The following is an 18,333-nucleotide window of genomic DNA, read 5'->3' on the forward strand; positions in this document are numbered from 1 at the left end:
ATACCCACCCCGAGACAAAAAGCGTTCGCGGTAGCACACCGCCGCGCCACGGCCCGAAAATTTCCCGCGAGAGTCCGGTTTTCTGGAGTTACAGGCCCTCATGAATCAGGATTATCCATGCTGCGAGCGACGTAGCTAGTATGGTGTGGTTAGTGCGTGGGGACAGACCGGTCGCCGCGCGGGGGATGGACTGATGGCTGGACGTTTCTCGTCGGGACAGGTTCCGTGGCGCTCACGGACGGTGCAGGTTGTGCTCTTGAGCACGCTGCTCGCGCCAATCGGCGTCCCGCTCATCGCCCCGGCGCTCCCGGTGATTCGTGACGCCTTCGTCGTCACGGACGCCCAAGCAAGTCTCGTAGTGAGCGCCTACTTCGTCGTCGGCATCGTGCTCTCGCCGTTTATCGGCCTGCTCGCAGACCGCGTCGGGAGAAAGCGCGTGCTCGTGACGAGCCTGTTCGCCTTCGGTCTCACCGGCGGGGCCATCTTCTTCGCGCCGAACTTTACGGCACTACTCGTCCTTCGGGCAATTCAGGGGACCGCCGCCGCCGGACTGTTCGTCGCCACGGTGACCATCATCGGCGATACCTACGAGGGCACCCAGCGAAACGCCGTTCTCGGCATGAACATCGCCGTGCTGTCTGCGGGTGCGGCGCTGTTCCCGCTCGTCGGCGGCATCCTCGTCACCTTCGGGTGGAACGTCCCCTTCGTCGCCTGCCTCCTCGCACTTCCGGTGGGACTGTTCGCCCTCCTCGCACTCGAGGAACCGGCCATTGACCGTGAGATGCGCAGCCTCACCTACCTCCGAAATGCGGTTTCGGTGGTCACGGGGCCGAACACGCTGTTCCTCTACGCCGCGGCCTTTGCGACTGAACTGCTGTTGTTCGGGGCCATCATCACGGTTCTGCCGTTCTTACTCTCAGAACAGTACGCCCTCGCGCCGGTGTTCATCGGCGGCACCATCGTTGCGGCGGAAGCTGGTTCCATCGTCGTCTCGACCCAGAATGGCCGCCTCGCGCGCTACATCTCGAACGGCCTGCTCGTCGCGGGCGGGTTCGTCTGCTTCGGCCTCGGCCTGCTCGTCATCTGGCTCGCGCCGAGCGTCCTTGTCGTGGCCGTCGGTGCGGTCATCGTCGGGGCAGGCCTCGGCCTCTCGATGCCCGCGGTTGACGCCGCCATCAGCGACGCGGTGAGCGGCGAGTACCGCGCCGGGGCGCTCAGCCTGCGCAACAGCACCACTTTCCTCGGCCGGGCAACCGGGCCGGCGCTGTTCGCGGGGCTTGCGACCGCCACGGGCTATCCGCTGCTCTTGCTCGGCGCGGGACTCGTCTCGATTCTCTTCGCGCTCGTCATCGTCGCCGTCGCAAGCCGACTGCTCGCAGAGACGCCGCTGCCGCCCGAAGAACCGGAGGAAATCGTATGACTGCCACACAGCTTGCCGTCCAAGATTCGTGGCCGGAGTTGACCTGCTACGGCTGTGGTCCCGCCAATCATCACGGGTTTCAGCTGAAGAGCTACGAAGACGGCGAGGCGCTTGTGGCTACGGTGCACCCCGACACGCAGTACAACGCCGGGTTTGCACAAGTGCTCTACGGCGGCTACATCGCCTCCGTCATCGACTGCCACGCCATGTGGACGGCGATGACGGCGGCCTATCGCGCCGAAGGTCGGCAACTCGGAAGTCAGCCGCGTATCGTCTGCGTCACCGGTCGTCTCGACGTCTCCTACTTGCGGCCAACGCCAATCGGCCCAATCCACCTGCGTGGGTGGGTGGAGGGAGGGGTTGGCCCGAAGATGCGGGTTCGAGTCGAACTTGGCCCTGAAGGCGAGGTGACCGCCACCGGGTCGGTTCTCGCGGTGCAGTACGACCTGTCGCGCGACCCGCTCGTCCGGCCCGCACACCCCTGACGCGGGACAACGTGCTTTTCTGCGCGCGGGAAGTAGCGACGCGCATGCCTACGGTCGAGGAGAAAGCACAAGCCGTCCGCGACGACCTCGCGCAAAGAGAGAGCGTCCTCGTCGCCTTCAGTGGTGGTGTCGATTCGAGCGTGGTCGCGGCACTCGCCGCAGACGCCCTCGGTGAGAACGCTGTCGCCTGCACCGCAAAGAGCGAGACGCTGCCCGACGCCGAACTCAGCGACGCCGTTTCGGTCGCAGAAGAAATCGGGATTCGCCACGAAATCGTGGAATTCAGCGAACTCGACAGCCCCGACTTCGTCAAAAACGACGAAGACCGCTGCTATCACTGCCGGACGATGCGCCTCGGCAAGATGTTCGACAAAGCCCGCGAACTCGACATCGAACTCGTCTGCGACGGCACGAACGCTTCCGACCTCGGCGAGGGCCACCGCCCCGGCCTGCGCGCCGTCGAGGAACTGAACGCTTACTCGCCGCTCGTCGCCCAAGGTATCACCAAAGCTGAAGTCCGCGAGATTGCGGAGTTGTACAACCTCTCGGTGGCCGACAAACCCGCGATGGCATGTCTCTCCTCGCGCATCCCGACCGGCCTCGAAGTCACCGAAGAACGCCTCACGCGGGTTGACAAAGCAGAACAGTTGCTCCGGACGTGGGGGTTCTCGCAGTTCCGGGTGCGCGACCACGACGGCCTCGCGCGCATCGAAATCGACGAGCAGGAACTGGAGCGCGCCCTCGACGTAGACTTCATCCGCGCCGCCCGCGACCACCTCAAAAACGTGGGCTTCGACCACGTCACGCTCGATTTATTCGGGTATCGAACGGGGAGCGTGAGTCCGGCCGGGCAGCAAGAAGATGAACCCCTCGTTGAGAACGTGTTCGATGCGGAGTATCCGACCGGTAACTAGTACGGCGTCTCGTTTTCGCGCACGACTCGCGCGTCTCCGTCCTCGACTGCGATTTCTGAGACGGCGCAGTTTTGCAGATTCATACGCATGTAGCTCTCGACGATGTCGTGACCTTGGAGGTGGCCAAGCAGCAAGTAGAGCGGGCCGCCGTGGCTCACGACGAGCACGGTGTCGTCGTCGTGGCCGTTTGCTGTGAGTTCCTGCCAGCCGCCGAGCACGCGCTCTCTGACCTGCACGATACTCTCGCCCCCGTCTGGCACCTTCGCGGCGGCTTCCAGTCCGGCTCTCTGGAGCGAAAACTCGGGGAATCGCTCGGTGATGTCGTCGTAGGTGAGTCCCTGATACACGCCGAGGTCGCGCTCGCGCCACGCGGCGTCGAAGGTGACGGCTGCCGCGACTGATTCGCGGATGAACGCCGTCGTCTCGCGGGTGCGCGTCAGGTCGGAGGCGTAGATGTGGGAGATGTCGTATTCGGCGGCAAGCCGTTCGCCCGTCACTCGCGCTTGTTCTTGCCCGGCTTCGGTGAGCTGTGAGGGGGCCCACCCTTGCATGCGTCGCTCCCGATTCCAGTGCGTCTCGCCGTGGCGGACCACCAACACTCTCATTCGAGTGGGCAGAGGGTGGGCGGAGAAAAGAGTGTTATCGCTGCGTCCAGCGCAGGAGCAACAGGGTGCCTTCGAACAGCGCAATCATCGTGGCGGCGACGATGATGGGGGCCATCCCCGTCGGGTCAGGACTGAACAGGAACGCAATCCCCGCGAACGCCCCCCAGAAGTAGAGGCGACGGTCTGCCAGCCACTTGCGGGTGGTCAGCCCCATCATGATGGCGAGCATGACCATGAGCGGAATCTGGAAGATGAGCGCGAAAAAGCCCATCAGCAACACGATGAGGTTGAACGTCTCGGTCAGGCCGTAGGCGACGGTCGCTGCTCCCTGCGTGTAGTAGGTGAAGTAGGTGAAAATCGTCGGGAGCACGAGATAGAACGCGAACGCGACGCCGATGAACGCGAGGATGAGACTCGTCGGGACGGCGGCGAGGTAGTAGCGGCGCTCGTGTTTGTAGAGGCCGGGGCGCATGAACAGATACGTCTCGTAGACGAACACGGGGAGCGCGATGACGAACCCGGCGAGCGTGGCGACCTTGAGCCGGGCGAGCAACAGCGCGAGCGGGTGGTACACCCGCGGGCGGGCAACGTCGGTGCCGGGGAGGATGTTGTTCCAGAGGAAGTTGATGATCTGGTCTGCGAAGGGAAAGACGATGCCGCTCACGACGGCCATGAGAATGAGGACGATGCCGGTGCGCCGCACCATCTCCTCTATGTGCTCTGCAAGTGGCATCTCCTTGTCAGAAGAGGGGCCCTCGCTGACGATGCCGCCGTCCTCTTCTACCGCCGGAGCCGAGAAGTGGTCAGCCATCGTCTCTCTCCTCCGCTACTCCCGTCATTACACGAGGGTAGTCCGGCCAACGTTTGTAAGCTTTCTTCTCCGCGCAGAGAACAAGATTGATAACTCAGACCGGGCTACGTTCGCCAGATACGGGGATGTCTGGAGCGATAGACGACGACACGAAACGCGCTGTCGCAAGCGGGCGCGAAACGCTTGGCGCGATGCTCAGCACCGCACAGACCCATCTACAGAAGGTGTTCATCGTGTTCGTCATCGGGCTGATGGGCACCATCTACGCCCTGCGTAAGTTCGTCTGGGTGCAACTCAAAGCCGACCTGTTCTCGAAACTCGGTGACAACGTCGCTTCCCAGACCGACGTGATTGCAGTCACGCCGTTCGACGTGATTCTGTTACAGGTGAAAATCGGCCTCGTCGTCGGCGCGCTCCTCGCGCTCCCCTTCCTCATTTACTATTCGCGCGATGCACTGCGCGAACGCGGCCTCTGGCCCACCCAGCGCATCGGCTTTTGGAAACTCGCGTTCGTGCTCACGCTCAGCTTCGTCCTGTTCGTCGCTGGCATCGTGTACGCCTACTTCCTGTTTTTCCCCCTCATGTTCGAGTTCCTCGCCGGGAACGCGATTAAAGGCGGTTTCCAGCCAACGTACTCCATCGTCCACTGGGCGCAGTTCGTCTTCTTGCTCACCGTCTCCTTCGGCCTCGCCGCCCAGCTTCCACTGGCGATGAGCGGCCTCGCCTACATCGAAGTCGTCCCCTACGAAACGTGGCGCGACAAGTGGCGTCACGCCGTGGTCGCCATCTTCGTCTTCGGCGCGCTGTTCTCGCCGCCAGACCCCTTCACCCAAATCATGTGGGCCGTGCCGCTGCTCATTCTCTACGGCTTTAGCCTCATGCTCACCAAGGTCGTCGTCTCGACGCGGCGGTCGCGGAAGGCCCCCGACGCGGCGAGCGCGGGCGACCCCGCAGACATCGACATCGAACCGCTCGACGCTGCCGCGGTCTACGCCGCACCCGCAGAAGTGTTCGCCGCCATGTCCGAAGACGAGGCGCTCCAACACGCGAGCGCCGCGATGCAAGATGACGACGCGGACAAGGCCCAAGCCATCTTAGACCGCTTCGACGAGGTACAAGAGGCGCTCGAAGCAGAGCCGGTCGAAAACGGCGCGACGGCGGCCGCGGCCAACGACATGGCCGAAGCCGACGCCGCAGAAGCGCCCGTCGAAACGGAAGCCGACGTCGAAGCGCGAGAAGAGCGGGAACGCGAAGAGTCGAGCACGCTGACGCGCACGACGACGGGCATTTTCAACGCCTTCTCAGAGGACGAGAAATCCGAAGACGACATCGGTGGCTACTACTACGACATCGCGTTCATCTTGGACAGTCTCACGTCCAAAGCGTTCTGGCTGGTCGGGACGTTCATGCTCGTCCTCGCGTCTGTGTTCGTCTTCCTCTACCAAGGTGGGATTGGCCTCATCAAGGCCGACTTCCTGCGTCGCCTGCCAGAAGCCGTGCGCCCCGAAGAGGTGGGCATCGTCGCGCTCCACCCCGTCGAGGCGCTCATCTTCGAGGTGAAAATCGCCACGGTGCTCGCCGCCGTCTCCATCATCCCCGTGTTGCTCTACTTCGCGTGGCCCGCGCTCAAGGAGCGTGGCTTCGCCCGTGGCAACCGCAACGTCCTGCTCGTCTGGGGGCTGTCGCTGTTCGTCGGCATCATCGCCGGCAGCGCCATTGGCTACTCCTACATCGCGCCAACGGTCATCTCGTGGCTGACAAACGACGCGATTCAGGCGAACATGATAATCTCCTATCGCATCAACGCCTTCGGGTGGCTGGTGTTCCTCACCACCGCCGGGGTTGGCATCCTCGCCATGATTCCGGTCACGATGTTGCTGTTCCACCGCGGGCGCATCATCACCTACCGCACCTTCCGCGGCCGGTGGCGCGAGGTCACCATCGCTGTCCTCGCGATTGCTGCGTTTGGCGCGCCCGGGGGGATGTTCATGATGTTCATCCTCTCGATTCCGACGCTGCTTGCCTACTTCATCGGGCTTGGGCTGCTCTGGGTCGTCACGCTCGGCGGCCGTCGCATCCCCGAGAAAAAGCAAGCGGGTGCGGACTAGTACAGGTTTAAGTAATCGAGTCGTAATTTTTTCATATGCCTAAAATCAGCGTTGAGGTCCCACAGGAACTTCTCTCAGACCTCGATGCCCACGTCGGAGACGAGGGAAAATTTGTCAACCGCAGCGAGGCGATTCGTGCGTCGATTCGGAAAATGCTCGATTTACTGGATGAAATTGACGACCGACACGGGAGAATCGAGGATGAGTGACGGGGACGATATCGTCGTTATCTCGCTTGCGTCTCTCTTCATCACTGCGCTCGTCACCGCCCAACTCACCGCCTCGAAGGTGCTCGCCTTTTCCATTCCTTTCTCGCTTCCCTTCACTGGCAACACGCTCACGCTCCCCGGCGCGGCGCTCGCCTACGCGCTCACCTTCTTCGCCTCTGACTGCTATGCCGAACTCTACGGCCGAGAGCGTGCGACTCGCCTCGTGAACATCGGCTTTGTGATGAACTTCATCATGCTCGCGCTCGTCTGGACGACGATTCAAGCGCCGACGTTCCAGTTTTCGCCGGTTGATGCCGGAACCTTCGCACAGGTGCTCGGCGCGAGTACGAACATCGTCATCGGCAGTCTCGCCGCCTACATCGTGAGCCAGAACTGGGACGTGTTCGCGTTCCATAGAATCAGAGAGTACACCGACGGCGACCACCTCTGGCTCAGAAACATCGGCTCGACCGCGAGCAGCCAGATTATCGATACCGTCATCTTCGTCACGCTCGCCTTCCTCCTCGTCCCCCAACTCCTCGGGACGGGCGCACCACTGCCCCTGCCGCAGGTCGCGGGTCTCATCATCGGCCAGTACGTCCTCAAACTCCTGATTGCGTTCGCAGACACGCCCTTTGTCTACGCCGTCGTCGGCTACGTCCGCTCGCGTGAGGAGGGCGCAGAAACCGGCGGCTTCGTGTTCGACTAACGCATCTTGCGTTTTCTACCCTACCGCAGCCGAGAGCGACGCCTCCCACAACCTCGGCAGTCTCGTGTTCGTAAAAATGACTGGCTCGCAGACTAGTTGTCGATGCGCTCTGCGAAGCCAAAGCGCGGCTTGATGTCCGTGACTTTGACTTCCACCGTTTCGCCTTCTTCCGTGCCCGGAACGAACAGCGTGTACCCCTCTAATTTAGCGACGCCGTCGCCTTCCTTGCCGACGCTCTCGATGGTGACTTCGACGCGGTCACCCTCGCGGACGGGCGAGGTGAGAAAGCCTTTGGCGACCAGATAGAGTTCGGAGGATTCGTCACGCGAGGCGTCGGGGTGGATGGCGCGGACGTATTTGAACTCTTTTCCCATGTCCTCGCGGAGCGGTTGGACGTCTTGGCCGTCGAAAATCTTGGCCACGAAGTCGCCGCCGGGGGCGAGGATATCGATTGCCGTCTCGAACGCTTGGCGAGCGAGGTACGCAGAGCGGGCGGAGTCCAAGCTGTACTCGCCGGTCATGTTCGGTGCCATGTCGGAGATGACGACGTCGGCCTCGCCTGCGGTCTCTCTCACCGCGTCTTTGATTTCGTCGGTCGTCATGTCGCCTTTGATGGTCTCCACGCCGTCGATGGGGTCGATGCGCTGGAGGTCGACGCCGATGACCGTACCCGAGGGGCCGGCCAACTCGCTTGCGACCTGCAGCCAGCCGCCGGGGGCGGCCCCGAGGTCGACTACGGTGTCACCTTCGTCGATGAGGTGGGCCTCGTCGTTCAGTTGTTTCAGCTTATAGGCGGCCCGCGACCGGTAGCCTTCCTGCTTCGATTTGTTGTAGTAGTGGTCTTTGCGTGGCATCTGATTGCCGTGGCGTAGGGAACGGGGCTTCTTACGCCCTTCGACCCACAGAAACGGGGCTGTGGGTGGTCGAGCGGAGCGAGAACAGCCCACTCATTCGGGCGTTGCGTCACCCGATTCTGGCTTCTCGCCCGTAATCGTCGCTGAAACGATGTAGTCGCTGAGATTGAGTGACGCGTCCCACTCGCGGATGAACTCCGCGCTCTCGTCCTTCGGCGTGATTTCGACGTTCTCGAACCCGGCCGCAGCCAGCATTGTTTCGAGGTTCTCGATAGTCGATGCTCCGGCGACGCAGGCGGCCACCGACTCGGGGTTCTCCCGAACCGATTCGGGAACTGTGGCGGTCATCACAACGTCGGAAATTGCCAGCCTGCCGCCAGGGTTGAGGACACGGTACGCCTCGCGGAACACCTGTCGCTTCTCGGGCGAGAGGTTGATGACGCAGTTCGAAATGATGACATCGATTGTCTCGTCTGCGACGGGGAGATGTTCGATTTCACCGAGGCGGAACTCGACCGTCCTCGAGCCGTTTTTCGCCACGTTGTCGCGGGCCTTCTCGACCATCTTGGGGGTCATGTCGACGCCGATGACGCGGCCCGTTTCGCCCACCTGCTGGGCGGCGAGGAAGCAGTCGAAGCCGGCTCCAGACCCCAAATCGAGGACGGTTTCGCCCACGGTGAGCGCGGCGAGCGCGGTTGGATTGCCACAGCCGAGGCCCAAATCCGCACCTGCTTCGACCGACTGCATTTCGTCGGCCGAGTAGCCGAGTCGTGCAGAGCTAGCCGGGGCTGACTCGCCATCACAGCAGCCGCCGTTCCCACAGCCCGTCTCCGTTGCGGTGGCGATGTTCGCGTAGCGAGCGCGAACCGCTCGTCGCTGTGTGGTCGCGTCGCGTTCGGTTGCGGTGTCGTCTACACTCTTTGTCTGCTCTGTCATTGTAACTCCTCCTCGATTTCGTCAAACAGCGCGTGAACGTTCGCCACAATCTCGTCTCGAATCTCGCGGACGCGCTCTACGTCTTGGCCGTCCGGGTCTGCGAGTGCCCAGTCTCGCACGTCGACGCCCGCGGCGGGGTCGAGTTCGAGTGTCGAACAGCCCATCGTCGCCACGTAGTCACACGAGGCCAGTTCCTCGGTCGTGATCTCGCGGGGAGTGCGGTCTTGGAGGTCGAAGCCTTCCTCTACCATGATTTCTACCACTTCCTCGTGGACGTGGGCTGCGGGGTGGGTGCCACCGGTCAGAATTTCGACCTCGGTTTCGAGGCCGCGGTCTGCTCGCTCACGTTCTGCGAACGCGGTTGACATCTGGCTGCGCCCGGCGTTCTGGACGCACATGAACGCGACGCGAACCGGTGTGGCGCTCATTCGTCTCCACCTCGGGTCGCGTCGAGCGCGGCGACGAGCTTCTCGGCGCGCGGCGTCGTCTGATAGTAGCGCCACGTCCCCGACTTTCGCCGCGACAGCAGTCCGGCTTCGGTGAGGTCTGACAGCGCGTGACTGACCGCGCTCTCGCTCACGTCGAACAGCGGGGTGATTTCACAGACGCACAGTTCGCCGTCTGCGGCGACGAGCAGGCGCACAATCCGGTAGCGTGTCTCGTTGCCGAGCGTTTTCAACACCGCACTGTCTGTCTCATAGGTCTCTGGCACCTGCTCGGTCAGCGAGGCGAGCGCGTCGAGTCGGGCATCCACATCCGCGTCACAACAGGTGCCGCTCTCGTCCGCGAGAAGGCGGCGAAGTCGCGTCGTATCTTGGGCCATGATTGAATAATTGAACAACTGTTCATATTAGGGTTTCGGCGCGTATCAGTGGCTCAGAAGGCAAAATCTATTGTCGGTACGCGTGAGTTCTGGAGCACTATTGTGTACTCAGTATGGGTTCTGGCCGTGGAGCGGGTTGGGGTTCTGTGGCACGCGTCGCTTTCTACTCGTACGTCCCCGCTCGCGGGGCGACAGCTGGGTTTTGATGTGAGGTCGAGTCGGCTGGTTGCTGGCCACAAAACTCACTGACGGCTATCGCGCACGCGCGGGTCCGCAGGCGCGAACGCGAGTCTTTTTATGCCGGGCTTTCGTACCCCGAAATACATGTTCAAGGCTATCGTGGGCGCTGAAACGCTCCGGACGGCCCTTGATTCCGTGAGTGTGCTGGTAGACGAGTGTAAAATCCACCTCAACGAGGACGGGTTCGCCATCCGGGCGGTCGACCCCGCGAACGTTGGGATGGTTGACCTTACGCTCGATGCCAGCGCCTTCGAGTCCTACGAGGCGGACGGCGGCGTCATTGGCGTTAATCTCTCCCGACTGGAGAACATCGCAGGAATGGCCAGCTCCGGCCAGCTTGTGCAGCTCGAACTCGACGAGGAGACGCGCAAGCTCCACATCCAAATCGAGGGCTTAGAGTACACCCTCGCGCTCATTGACCCCGACTCCATCCGGCAGGAACCAGACATTCCGAATCTGGACCTCCCTGCACAGGTCGTCATCGAGGGACGTGACATCGACCGGGCAGTCAAGGCCGCCGATATGGTCTCAGACCACATCGCACTCGGCGTCGAAGAGGCAGACGAGCTGTTCTACGTGTCTGCAGAGGGCGACACGGACGACGTGCGCCTCGAACTCCCCCGCGAAGACCTCATCGACCTCCAAGCCGGGCAAGCGCGCTCGCTGTTCTCGCTCGACTATCTGAAGGATATGAACAAGGCCATCCCGAAAGACGGGGAGGTCACCATCGACTTAGGCGAGGAGTTCCCGGTGAAACTCCACTTCGAACTCGCAGAGGGACAGGGCAGCGTCACCTACATGCTCGCCCCACGCATCCAGAGCGACTAACCACACTTCTCCCTCCTTTCGCCACGCACCATGAGCGCTGGTGCCCGTCGTGCCCATCGGCTGACCGAATTCTCAGCAAATCCATTCAATTTATTCGGACTCACCAAGAAGGTGCAGTTCAATGAAGCAACTCCACGCCAGATACCCGTTTCTCGCCACCTCACGTCAGGCGGTTCAAGAGGCGGGTGTCGACCTCGCAGAACTCGTCGCCCGCGAGGACGACCCCGTCGTCGAACGGGCGGTGGCGCGCGTGGAGGGCGCACTCACCGACGGCGACGTGGGCGAACCCGTGCGAAGCGTCCGCGACGAACTGCTCTCCTACCCGGTCGCACGCGTGCTCGTCTCACTCGTGGACGTTCACATTTGCACCCGGCGCTACGCCCGCGCAGAGGCTACTGCGGCCCACGAGCGGTTCACCGAGGAGTTCGAAGACCGAACCGAACTCAAGAGCACGCAGACCGAACGCCTCTCGTTCGACCAGTTGCTCGCCGAGTTCGACCTCACGAGTCACGTCCACGAAGACGGCGCGGGCTACCGCGTCGATGTGGCGACGTACCTCCTGCTCGCGGCCGATATGTGGGGCGACGAGTGGCGACTCGTCAACCGCGAACTCGCAGACGGGCAGGTGCCGGTGACGCAAGCCGAGTGTTATGATTTGCTCAAACAGGCCATCCAACACCGCATCGAAGACGGCCTGCCGCTGAACGTCCCCGACGCAATCGCGGAGTCGCTCACAGCGGAAGTTGAACACGTAGAAGAAGTCATCTCGGAACTCGACTTAACTCGGGAAATCGACACCGTCGTCCCCGACCTGTTCCCGCCGTGTATGACTGCGTTGCTTGACAAGATTCAGAAAGGCGAGCACTTAGAACATCACTCGCGCTTTGCCATCACCGCGTTTCTCGCGAGCATCGGGATGAACACGGACGAAATCGTCTCGCTGTACGAGGTGAACCCCGGCTTCGGTGAGGACATCACGCGCTACCAGACAGACCACATCCGCGGGGCGACCAGCCCGACCGAGTACTCAGCGCCGTCGTGTGCGACCATGCAGTCCTACGGCGACTGCGTCAACAAAGACGACCGGTGTGAGACCATCTCACATCCGATGGCGTACTACGAAAAGGCGCTCGACGACGCCGACGACGACGAACTCACCGACTGGCGCACAGAGCAGGCGGAAGCCGAGTCAGAAGAAGCCTAATCTTGCCGCGAGAGCCAGAAGCCAACCACGCCCATCAGTAGCACGAACGCGACGATTGTGCCGACGAGCGCGAGCGCGCCCTGACTCGACAGCGATTCTTTCGTGTATGTTGCCCCGATGACCACCACCGCAGCGACGAACAGCACGACCGCAAGCGTCGAGACGACGATTTCACGGACTGTGTCCCGCTCTAATTCCATGCACGGCGTTTTCTTCCCCGCTCCAAAAGCGCTTCGAACCCTGTGGCTCGCCTTCCAGTCGAAACATGGGGGGCGTTTACACGCCAATCACGTCGGAGAAAAACACTGATAAGTCCGTGAGAAGAAGCCTTTACGTCTTTTGAACACCTATGTTTCTCGTGGAGTGGTTGGCGGACGCTACGGCGAATGACGTGTCGCCACCCACACAGAAACTATGACGCCTTTGCAAGCTACACCAGCGTCACCAGCACGAAAAATCGCACTCGCCCCGGACACCTCGCGGATGGACCGCCGGTCTGCGCGTGCGTGGACGGAACGCATGGCCGTCCGACAGCTTCCTGATGGACGCTACGCCGTCGATAGCGAGAGCGGTGCGACGTACGTCGTTGACCTCGCGCACCACGAGTGTTCCTGCCCGGATTACGAACTCAGACACGCAAAGTGCAAGCACTTGCGCCGCGTCGCCCTCGAAATCACCCTCGGCCGGGTGCCCCCACCGGGCAAGTTCACCACCAAGTGTGCGGTGTGTGGCGACCGCGTCGTCGCCCGGCGGGGCGAGCCTCGTCCGTACCTCTGCAGTGACCACAAACTCGAAGCCGGTGACCGCGTGACCGACCGTGAGACGGGCGACCGACTCATCGTCTATCGCGTCACGACCGACCGCGCGGATGAGGTCGAGATTCCGTCCGCGAACACGACCGTCGCCGGGTATCCCGGCAACCACCGCTACGACGCAGCCGACCTCGTGGTCGAAGTCGTCTACCCCAGTGACACCCTGCGACGCACCCGACTGCGCCGGTACTCGTTCCCCTACTCGCGGCTCGCCCGACCCGCAGAAGTAGATGCCTCGTCGGAGTCGGCTCCGGACGTGGCGCAAGCGGCCTAGGTCTCGTCGCTCAGGTCTGACAGCCGCGTCTTCTTTGATTTTCCAATCAGTTCGTCCAAGTCTTCGCCTTCTGCGAGCGCCGTCTCCTTTTTGACGCGGTAGTTCCCGCCGTCGGTGACGTAGAGGTCTGCGGGGTGGAAAAAGTACCAGTCCTCGCGGTCAAAGCGCACCGCGATGCGCGGTTTCGCGCCGAAGTTCTGCGAGAAGTACACGAGGGCTTCGACCTCTTCGCCCGTGAGATAGATGGGTCGCCCGGAGGAGGATTTCGCCTCGATCGCGTAGAACACGTCGCCGTTGCCGGCGAGCACGTCGGGGAGTTCGCGGGTGGTCGCCGCACCGCTCGCGGGCGCGCGCATGACCGCGAATCCGGCGTCGTCGAGGAGGTTCACGAGTTCGCGCTCGCGCCGATTCCCCTTCGAGTTGGAGTTTGCCATTCGTGGCTCAGAGTGGTCGCCGGGGACGTATAAAAGGCCCTACCCGCCGGGGATGTCGGCCACCTTGGGGGCCAGACGACTTTTACTGGCAATCGGTGAACCTGCGCGTAGCACCATGAGTGGCGAACCAAGCGCGGGCGAGGAACCAGTCACGGCCCAAACCTCCTCGAAGACGATTCTCTCGCGGCAAATCGATGAGGGGTTGAACGAACTCACGCGGCCCCGCACGGGGTTGTTTCTCTCCGCGCTCTCTGCGGGTCTCGACATCGGCTTTGGCCCGCTGTTGATGGCCGTCATCATCACCATGGCGGGCGACGTGTGGAGCGAGCCACTCCTGCACCTCGCGCTCGCAAACGCCTACGCCGTGGGCTTCATCTTCGTCGTCCTCGGGCGCTCTGAGCTGTTCACCGAACACACAACCCTCGCCGTGTTGCCCGTGTTGAACCGTGATGCCACGCTCGCCCAACTCGGCCGCCTGTGGGGCATCGTGTATGCTGGCAACATCATCGGCGGCATCGTGTTCGCCGCCATCGCCGTCACCGCCGCGCCGTCCTACGGTATCGCGGACGCCGCCGCGTTCGTAGAGATTTCGGGGAAACTCACCGAACACTCGACGTGGGGGCTGTTCACCGCCGCGATTCTCGCTGGCTGGCTCATGGGTCTGCTCTCGTGGCTCGTCGCCGCCGCCCAGGAGACCATCAGCCGCGTCTTTTTCGTCTGGCTCGTCACCGTTACCATCGGGATGGCGGGACTGCCCCACAGCATCGCGGGCAACGTCGAAGTGCTCGCGGGACTGTTTTTAGTCCCCGAACTCGGGGTCCTCGACTACCTGCACTTCCTCGTGCTCGCAACGGTGGGCAACGCTATCGGCGGCGCTGTGTTCGTCTCACTGCTGAAATACGGCCACGTCGTCCGTGGCGCAAAATAGCGTCGTGACCCTACGTTCCGTGGTCCCAGCTACCGAGATAGTCGGCTTGGGCCTCTGAGAGCGCGTCGAAGTCGATGCCTTCTGCTTCGAGTTTGATTTCTGCGACGCGGCGGTCGAGTTCGTCTGGAACCTCGTGGACACCAGCGTCGTAGCTGTCCGAGTTTGCGACGAGTTCTTCGACCACGACAGCCTGCACGCCGAAGCTCTGGTCCATCACTTCGACCGGGTGGCCGAGTGCGATTGGGCTTGCGAGGTTGACGAGGCGACCTTCGGCGAGGACGTTCAGGTCGCGCCCGTCGGCCATTTCGTAGGCCATGACACCGTCACGTGCCTCGTAGACGTTCGCTGCGAGGTCGTCGAGCTGGTCGAGATTGATTTCGACGTCGAAGTGGCCCGCGTTTGCGAGCAAGACACCGTCTTTCATGACTTCGAAGTGCTCGCGGGTGATGACATCGCGGTTGCCGGTAGTCGTGATGAACACGTCACCGATTTCTGCGGCGTCGGCCATTGGCCGCACCTCGTAGCCCTCCATGTGGGCTTCGAGCGCGCGGCGTGGGTCGACTTCCGTGACGACGACGTGGGCGTTCTGGCCAGCCGCTTTCTTCGCCACACCCTTGCCACAGTAGCCGTAGCCGGCGACGACGACGGTTTTGCCGGCGTACGAGAGGTTCGTCGTCATGGCGATGGTCGCCAAACTGGACTCGCCGGTGCCGTGGATGTTGTCGAACAGGCGCTTCATCGGCGTGTCGTTCACGGCGAAGACGGGGTACTTGAGTTCGCCGTCGCGGTCCATCGCGCGCAGGCGGTGGACGCCCGTGGTCGTCTCCTCTGCGCCGCCGATGATGGTGTCGATGAGTTCGGGGTGGCTCTCGTGGATGGCGGCGACCATGTCCATACCATCGTCAACGGTGATGGTCGGCTCGTGGGCGATGACGGCCTCGATGGCGTCGTAGTACTCGTCGCTGTCGACGCCGCGGACGGCGTAGGAGGTGATGTTGTCGTTCGCGTCGAGCGCGGCGCTCACGTCGTTGTGCGTCGAGAGCGGGTTGCAGCCCGTGATGGCGACTTCCGCGCCGCCGAGGGCGAGCAGTTCGACGAGGTTCGCGGTTTTCGCTTCGACGTGCATCGCCATCCCGATGACGTGTCCGGCAAACGGCTTTTCGGCTTCGTACGTCTCGCGGAGCGCCTGGAGAATCGGCATGTGCTGGAGCGCCCAGTCCATCTTGCGGCGTCCCTCAGCGCGAGCGGTCTCGACGTCGTCGAGATGCTCGCTCACTGGCGGATAGGCTTCACTCATGGGCGAAGAATTGTACAGGCGGGTGAAAACGCTACCGAACTCGACTACCGTGCCTGAAAATTGGTGGGTGAAAATCGGGGTGTGGGAGCTCCCACGGCGGGAGCGGGGGCCTCTGAGTGAGTGTGTTTTCAGTCGCTTTCTTCGGTCTCTTCGTCGTCTTCGTCGCTGTCGTCAGCACCCTTGTCCTGTTTGTCTTTCGGGCCAGCGTGGTCGGGTCGCTTGTCTTCGTTGTCGCGGGCGTTGTCTGCGCGCTTGTCGCTGCGGTCGTCGTCGCGGTCAGCACGGTCGGATTTGTCGTCGCGGTCGTCGGTGCTATCTGCTTGGTCGTGTTTCGCAGCGCGGTCGTTCGCCTTGTCTTTCTGGTCGTGGACGAACTCGCGCACCATCTGGCCGAACGGTTTGTCGTCGTCAAGGTCGTCGCGGTCTAACAGGTGGTGGACGAACCGAGAGACGTGCTGGCCGAATGGAGCATCGTCATCGTACGTCGGTTCCCAGTCACCGAGGACGGTGGTCACCGTCGCGTTCTCGCCGTTCGCGGTGGCGACGAGTTCGACTTCGACTGCCTCGTCCGGGGTTGCGAGGGTCACCGTGCCGTTCTCGTCGGTCGTGTAGCTACCTTCGCCCGCGTAGCTGGCATCACCGAGGGAGGTGACGTTCACGGTCGCGTCCGCGACCGGCTCTGTGCCGTCGGTCACCGTGACGGTGGCGTCGTCTTCGGTCTCGCTCACGTGGATGGCGAGCGGTGCGTCGTTACCCGCCGTCGACATCGAGTCGTTTCCGGCGGTGTCGTCTCCGGCGAACGCAGCCACCGGGCCGACGGTGGCGAGCAGCATTACCAGGACGGCGGCGACTGCGAACAGCTTTGGTTTCGAGCTCATCGATTCAGTGATATTCTGGAAAAGGGATAAATACAGATTTTTGTTCAGTTCAGTTTTATGTGGTTCTTTCAGTTCACTCGAGAAAAAATAGCCACTCAAATAGGGTTTAACGGTTCAAAAACGACTCTAGACGTTTATCTCGAATGTTGTGTCTTCGGACACATACTGTCCTTGACTCACGATAAAAATCCAACAATTCGGAAACGTGGCGGAACTTAGACTCGCTCTACGAGTGCATGGGCGGCGTCGGCAGCGCGCTCACGAATGGCGTCTTCGTCTGCGACGAGTACGTCACGGTCGCGCATGAGCACCCGTCCGTCACAGACGGTGTGGCGCACGTCAGACCCGCGGACTGCGTAGGCGAGGTGGCTCACGTAGTCGTGGGCGGGCGTCAGGTGTGGCGCGTCGAAGTCCACGACGGCGATGTCGGCTTTCGCCCCTTCCTCGAGGCGACCCACGTCGAAGCCGAGCGCGTCTGCGCCGCCTTGCGTCGCCATCTCCACGACGGCTTCTGCAGGCACGGCGCTCGCATCCTGTGCGGCGAGTTTGCCGAGCATCGCGGCGTCGCGCATCTCATCGAAGAGGTCTAAGTCGTTGTTCGAGGCTGCGCCGTCCGTGCCGAGCGCGACGGTCACGCCCGCGTCGCGGAGTTTCTGGACGGGAGCCATTCCGCTCGCGAGTTTCATGTTCGAAGCCGGGCAGTGGACGACAGCGGCTTCGCGGGCTGCGAGTACGGAAATTTCGGTCTCATCGACGTGGACGCCGTGGGCGAAGAAGTCGTCTGCTTCCAGCATGCCGAGGTCGTCTGCGTACTCGATGGGGCGTTCGCCGCGTTCTTCGACGATTGGCTCGACCTCGTTCACCGTCTCGTTCGCGTGGTAGTGTAGGGAGAGGCCCGCCTCACGCACCTGCGGGATGAACTCGCGGTAGTATTCCTCGCCCACGGTCGTGAGGCTGTGGGGCATCACAGCCGTCTTGATGCGGCCGTCTGCCGCGCCGTCGAACGCGGTGGCCACGTCGAAGGATTCGTTGATGTCGTCCCATGCTGCCTCTTCATCTCTGCCAATCGTGACGATGCCGTGACCGATGCGGGCGCGGACGCCCAACTCCTCGACGGCGGCGGCAACCTCTGGAACCTCGAAATACATGTCTCCGAACGTCGTGACACCGGCTTTGAGCATCTCGACGATACCCAACTCGGCTCCGGCGCGCACGTCTTCCGGCGTCAACTCGGCCTCTGCGGGCCAGATGTCCTCTTGCAGCCACTCTCCGAGCGGCTTGTCGTCGGCGTAGCCACGCAGGAGCGTCATCGCAACGTGGCAGTGGGCGTTTACGAGCCCCGGCATGACGAGTGACCCCGAGGCGTCGAGCGTTTCGTCGCCATCATCCACGTCACCCACGGCGAGAATCGTGCCCGAGTCTTTGTCTACGAGCACGTCTGCGGCTTCGACCGAAAGGTTCGGCAGGAGGACCTTCCCGCCGGTAATCTGGAGCGTAGTCATGGCCGGAGATTCTGTGTCGGCTGGCGAAAAGCCACCGGTCTGTCACGGACGAAACACAGTTG

Annotated in this window: 21 protein-coding genes; 10 read left to right on the forward strand and 11 right to left on the reverse strand. The window is 62.5% G+C overall.

Annotated elements, in window-relative coordinates; genetic code table 11:
* Positions 1-193: 193 nt before the first annotated feature.
* Genes V5N12_RS02935 through larE form a run of 3 tightly spaced genes read left to right on the forward strand, consistent with a single transcriptional unit; the run spans position 194 to position 2,819 of the window.
* Positions 194-1,420: an MFS transporter gene (locus V5N12_RS02935; RefSeq protein WP_332897658.1), complete on the forward strand. Its 1,227-nt coding sequence runs from the start codon at positions 194-196 to the stop codon at positions 1,418-1,420.
* Complete coding sequence (locus V5N12_RS02940; RefSeq protein WP_332897659.1) at positions 1,417-1,905, forward strand: PaaI family thioesterase; 489 nt, start codon at positions 1,417-1,419, stop codon at positions 1,903-1,905. Before V5N12_RS02935 ends, V5N12_RS02940 begins: the two co-directional genes overlap by 4 nt.
* A gap of 44 nt (positions 1,906-1,949) precedes the next feature.
* A complete protein-coding gene (gene larE / locus V5N12_RS02945; RefSeq protein ID WP_332897660.1) occupies positions 1,950-2,819 on the forward strand; it encodes an ATP-dependent sacrificial sulfur transferase LarE in 870 nt (289 codons plus the stop codon).
* On the opposite strand, the gene V5N12_RS02950 is transcribed toward larE, so the two are convergent.
* Both V5N12_RS02950 and tatC (V5N12_RS02955) read right to left on the reverse strand, forming a co-directional pair.
* Entirely contained in the window at positions 2,816-3,424 is a 609-nt protein-coding gene (locus V5N12_RS02950) for a histidine phosphatase family protein (protein WP_332897661.1), read from the reverse strand. The two genes, larE and V5N12_RS02950, sit on opposite strands and share 4 nt — an antisense overlap.
* Positions 3,425-3,458: 34 nt before the next feature.
* Complete coding sequence (tatC, locus tag V5N12_RS02955; protein WP_332897662.1) at positions 3,459-4,235, reverse strand: twin-arginine translocase subunit TatC; 777 nt, start codon at positions 4,233-4,235, stop codon at positions 3,459-3,461.
* Between the two features lie 125 nt (positions 4,236-4,360).
* On the opposite strand from tatC (V5N12_RS02955), the gene tatC (V5N12_RS02960) reads away from it, so the two are divergent.
* From tatC (V5N12_RS02960) to V5N12_RS02970, 3 genes are read left to right on the forward strand one after another with little or no spacing between them, the layout of a single operon-like run.
* A complete protein-coding gene (tatC, locus tag V5N12_RS02960) occupies positions 4,361-6,343 on the forward strand; it encodes a twin-arginine translocase subunit TatC (RefSeq protein ID WP_332897663.1) in 1,983 nt (660 codons plus the stop codon).
* A gap of 35 nt (positions 6,344-6,378) precedes the next feature.
* The gene (locus V5N12_RS02965) at positions 6,379-6,552 is read left to right on the forward strand and encodes a ribbon-helix-helix domain-containing protein (RefSeq protein ID WP_332897664.1); all 174 of its coding nucleotides are present in this window, start codon (positions 6,379-6,381) and stop codon (positions 6,550-6,552) included.
* Positions 6,545-7,261, forward strand: a complete 717-nt coding sequence (locus V5N12_RS02970; protein ID WP_332897665.1) for a queuosine precursor transporter — start codon at positions 6,545-6,547, stop codon at positions 7,259-7,261. The genes V5N12_RS02965 and V5N12_RS02970 overlap by 8 nt, the downstream gene beginning before the upstream one ends.
* Before the next feature lie 92 nt (positions 7,262-7,353).
* On the opposite strand, the gene V5N12_RS02975 is transcribed toward V5N12_RS02970, so the two are convergent.
* The 4 genes from V5N12_RS02975 to V5N12_RS02990 form a co-directional block, all read right to left on the reverse strand.
* Positions 7,354-8,115: a 23S rRNA (uridine(2552)-2'-O)-methyltransferase gene (locus V5N12_RS02975; RefSeq protein ID WP_332897666.1), complete on the reverse strand. Its 762-nt coding sequence runs from the start codon at positions 8,113-8,115 to the stop codon at positions 7,354-7,356.
* Positions 8,116-8,208: 93 nt separating this feature from the next.
* Complete coding sequence (gene arsM / locus V5N12_RS02980) at positions 8,209-9,051, reverse strand: arsenite methyltransferase (protein ID WP_332897667.1); 843 nt, start codon at positions 9,049-9,051, stop codon at positions 8,209-8,211.
* A complete protein-coding gene (locus V5N12_RS02985; protein ID WP_332897668.1) occupies positions 9,048-9,479 on the reverse strand; it encodes an arsenate reductase/protein-tyrosine-phosphatase family protein in 432 nt (143 codons plus the stop codon). The genes arsM and V5N12_RS02985 overlap by 4 nt, the downstream gene beginning before the upstream one ends.
* Positions 9,476-9,874, reverse strand: a complete 399-nt coding sequence (locus tag V5N12_RS02990) for an ArsR/SmtB family transcription factor (RefSeq protein WP_332897669.1) — start codon at positions 9,872-9,874, stop codon at positions 9,476-9,478. The genes V5N12_RS02985 and V5N12_RS02990 overlap by 4 nt, the downstream gene beginning before the upstream one ends.
* A 324-nt stretch (positions 9,875-10,198) precedes the next feature.
* Here V5N12_RS02990 and V5N12_RS02995 point away from each other — a divergent pair, with 324 nt between their 5' ends.
* Both V5N12_RS02995 and priL read left to right on the forward strand, forming a co-directional pair.
* Positions 10,199-10,942, forward strand: coding sequence for a DNA polymerase sliding clamp (locus tag V5N12_RS02995; RefSeq protein ID WP_332897670.1), 744 nt, complete (start codon positions 10,199-10,201; stop codon positions 10,940-10,942).
* 121 nt (positions 10,943-11,063) lie between these two features.
* Positions 11,064-12,146 carry a DNA primase regulatory subunit PriL gene (gene priL / locus V5N12_RS03000; protein ID WP_332897671.1) on the forward strand — a complete coding sequence of 361 codons (1,083 nt, stop codon included), beginning with the start codon at positions 11,064-11,066 and terminating at the stop codon, positions 12,144-12,146.
* Here the strand turns inward: priL and V5N12_RS03005 are convergent.
* The gene (locus V5N12_RS03005; protein WP_332897672.1) at positions 12,143-12,346 is read right to left on the reverse strand and encodes a DUF7472 family protein; all 204 of its coding nucleotides are present in this window, start codon (positions 12,344-12,346) and stop codon (positions 12,143-12,145) included. The genes priL and V5N12_RS03005 overlap by 4 nt on opposite strands.
* A gap of 214 nt (positions 12,347-12,560) precedes the next feature.
* Between V5N12_RS03005 and V5N12_RS03010 the strand changes: the two genes are divergently transcribed.
* Positions 12,561-13,232, forward strand: coding sequence for an SWIM zinc finger family protein (locus V5N12_RS03010; protein ID WP_332897673.1), 672 nt, complete (start codon positions 12,561-12,563; stop codon positions 13,230-13,232).
* On the opposite strand, the gene hjc is transcribed toward V5N12_RS03010, so the two are convergent.
* Positions 13,229-13,666, reverse strand: a complete 438-nt coding sequence (gene hjc / locus V5N12_RS03015) for a Holliday junction resolvase Hjc (RefSeq protein WP_332897674.1) — start codon at positions 13,664-13,666, stop codon at positions 13,229-13,231. The two genes, V5N12_RS03010 and hjc, sit on opposite strands and share 4 nt — an antisense overlap.
* A 115-nt stretch (positions 13,667-13,781) precedes the next feature.
* On the opposite strand from hjc, the gene V5N12_RS03020 reads away from it, so the two are divergent.
* Positions 13,782-14,594 (forward strand): formate/nitrite transporter family protein, encoded by an 813-nt coding sequence (locus tag V5N12_RS03020; protein ID WP_332897675.1) that lies wholly within the window; start codon positions 13,782-13,784, stop codon positions 14,592-14,594.
* Between the two features lie 10 nt (positions 14,595-14,604).
* On the opposite strand, the gene V5N12_RS03025 is transcribed toward V5N12_RS03020, so the two are convergent.
* The 3 genes from V5N12_RS03025 to V5N12_RS03035 form a co-directional block, all read right to left on the reverse strand.
* Entirely contained in the window at positions 14,605-15,891 is a 1,287-nt protein-coding gene (locus tag V5N12_RS03025) for an adenosylhomocysteinase (protein ID WP_332897676.1), read from the reverse strand.
* Positions 15,892-16,019: 128 nt separating this feature from the next.
* Complete coding sequence (locus V5N12_RS03030; protein WP_332897677.1) at positions 16,020-16,769, reverse strand: hypothetical protein; 750 nt, start codon at positions 16,767-16,769, stop codon at positions 16,020-16,022.
* Positions 16,770-16,984: 215 nt separating this feature from the next.
* A complete protein-coding gene (locus tag V5N12_RS03035; RefSeq protein WP_332897678.1) occupies positions 16,985-18,271 on the reverse strand; it encodes an amidohydrolase in 1,287 nt (428 codons plus the stop codon).
* Between the last annotated feature and the right edge of the window lie 62 nt (positions 18,272-18,333).

It is taken from the genome of Haladaptatus sp. CMSO5, assembly GCF_036689885.1.
Lineage (GTDB): Archaea > Halobacteriota > Halobacteria > Halobacteriales > Halococcaceae > QDMS2.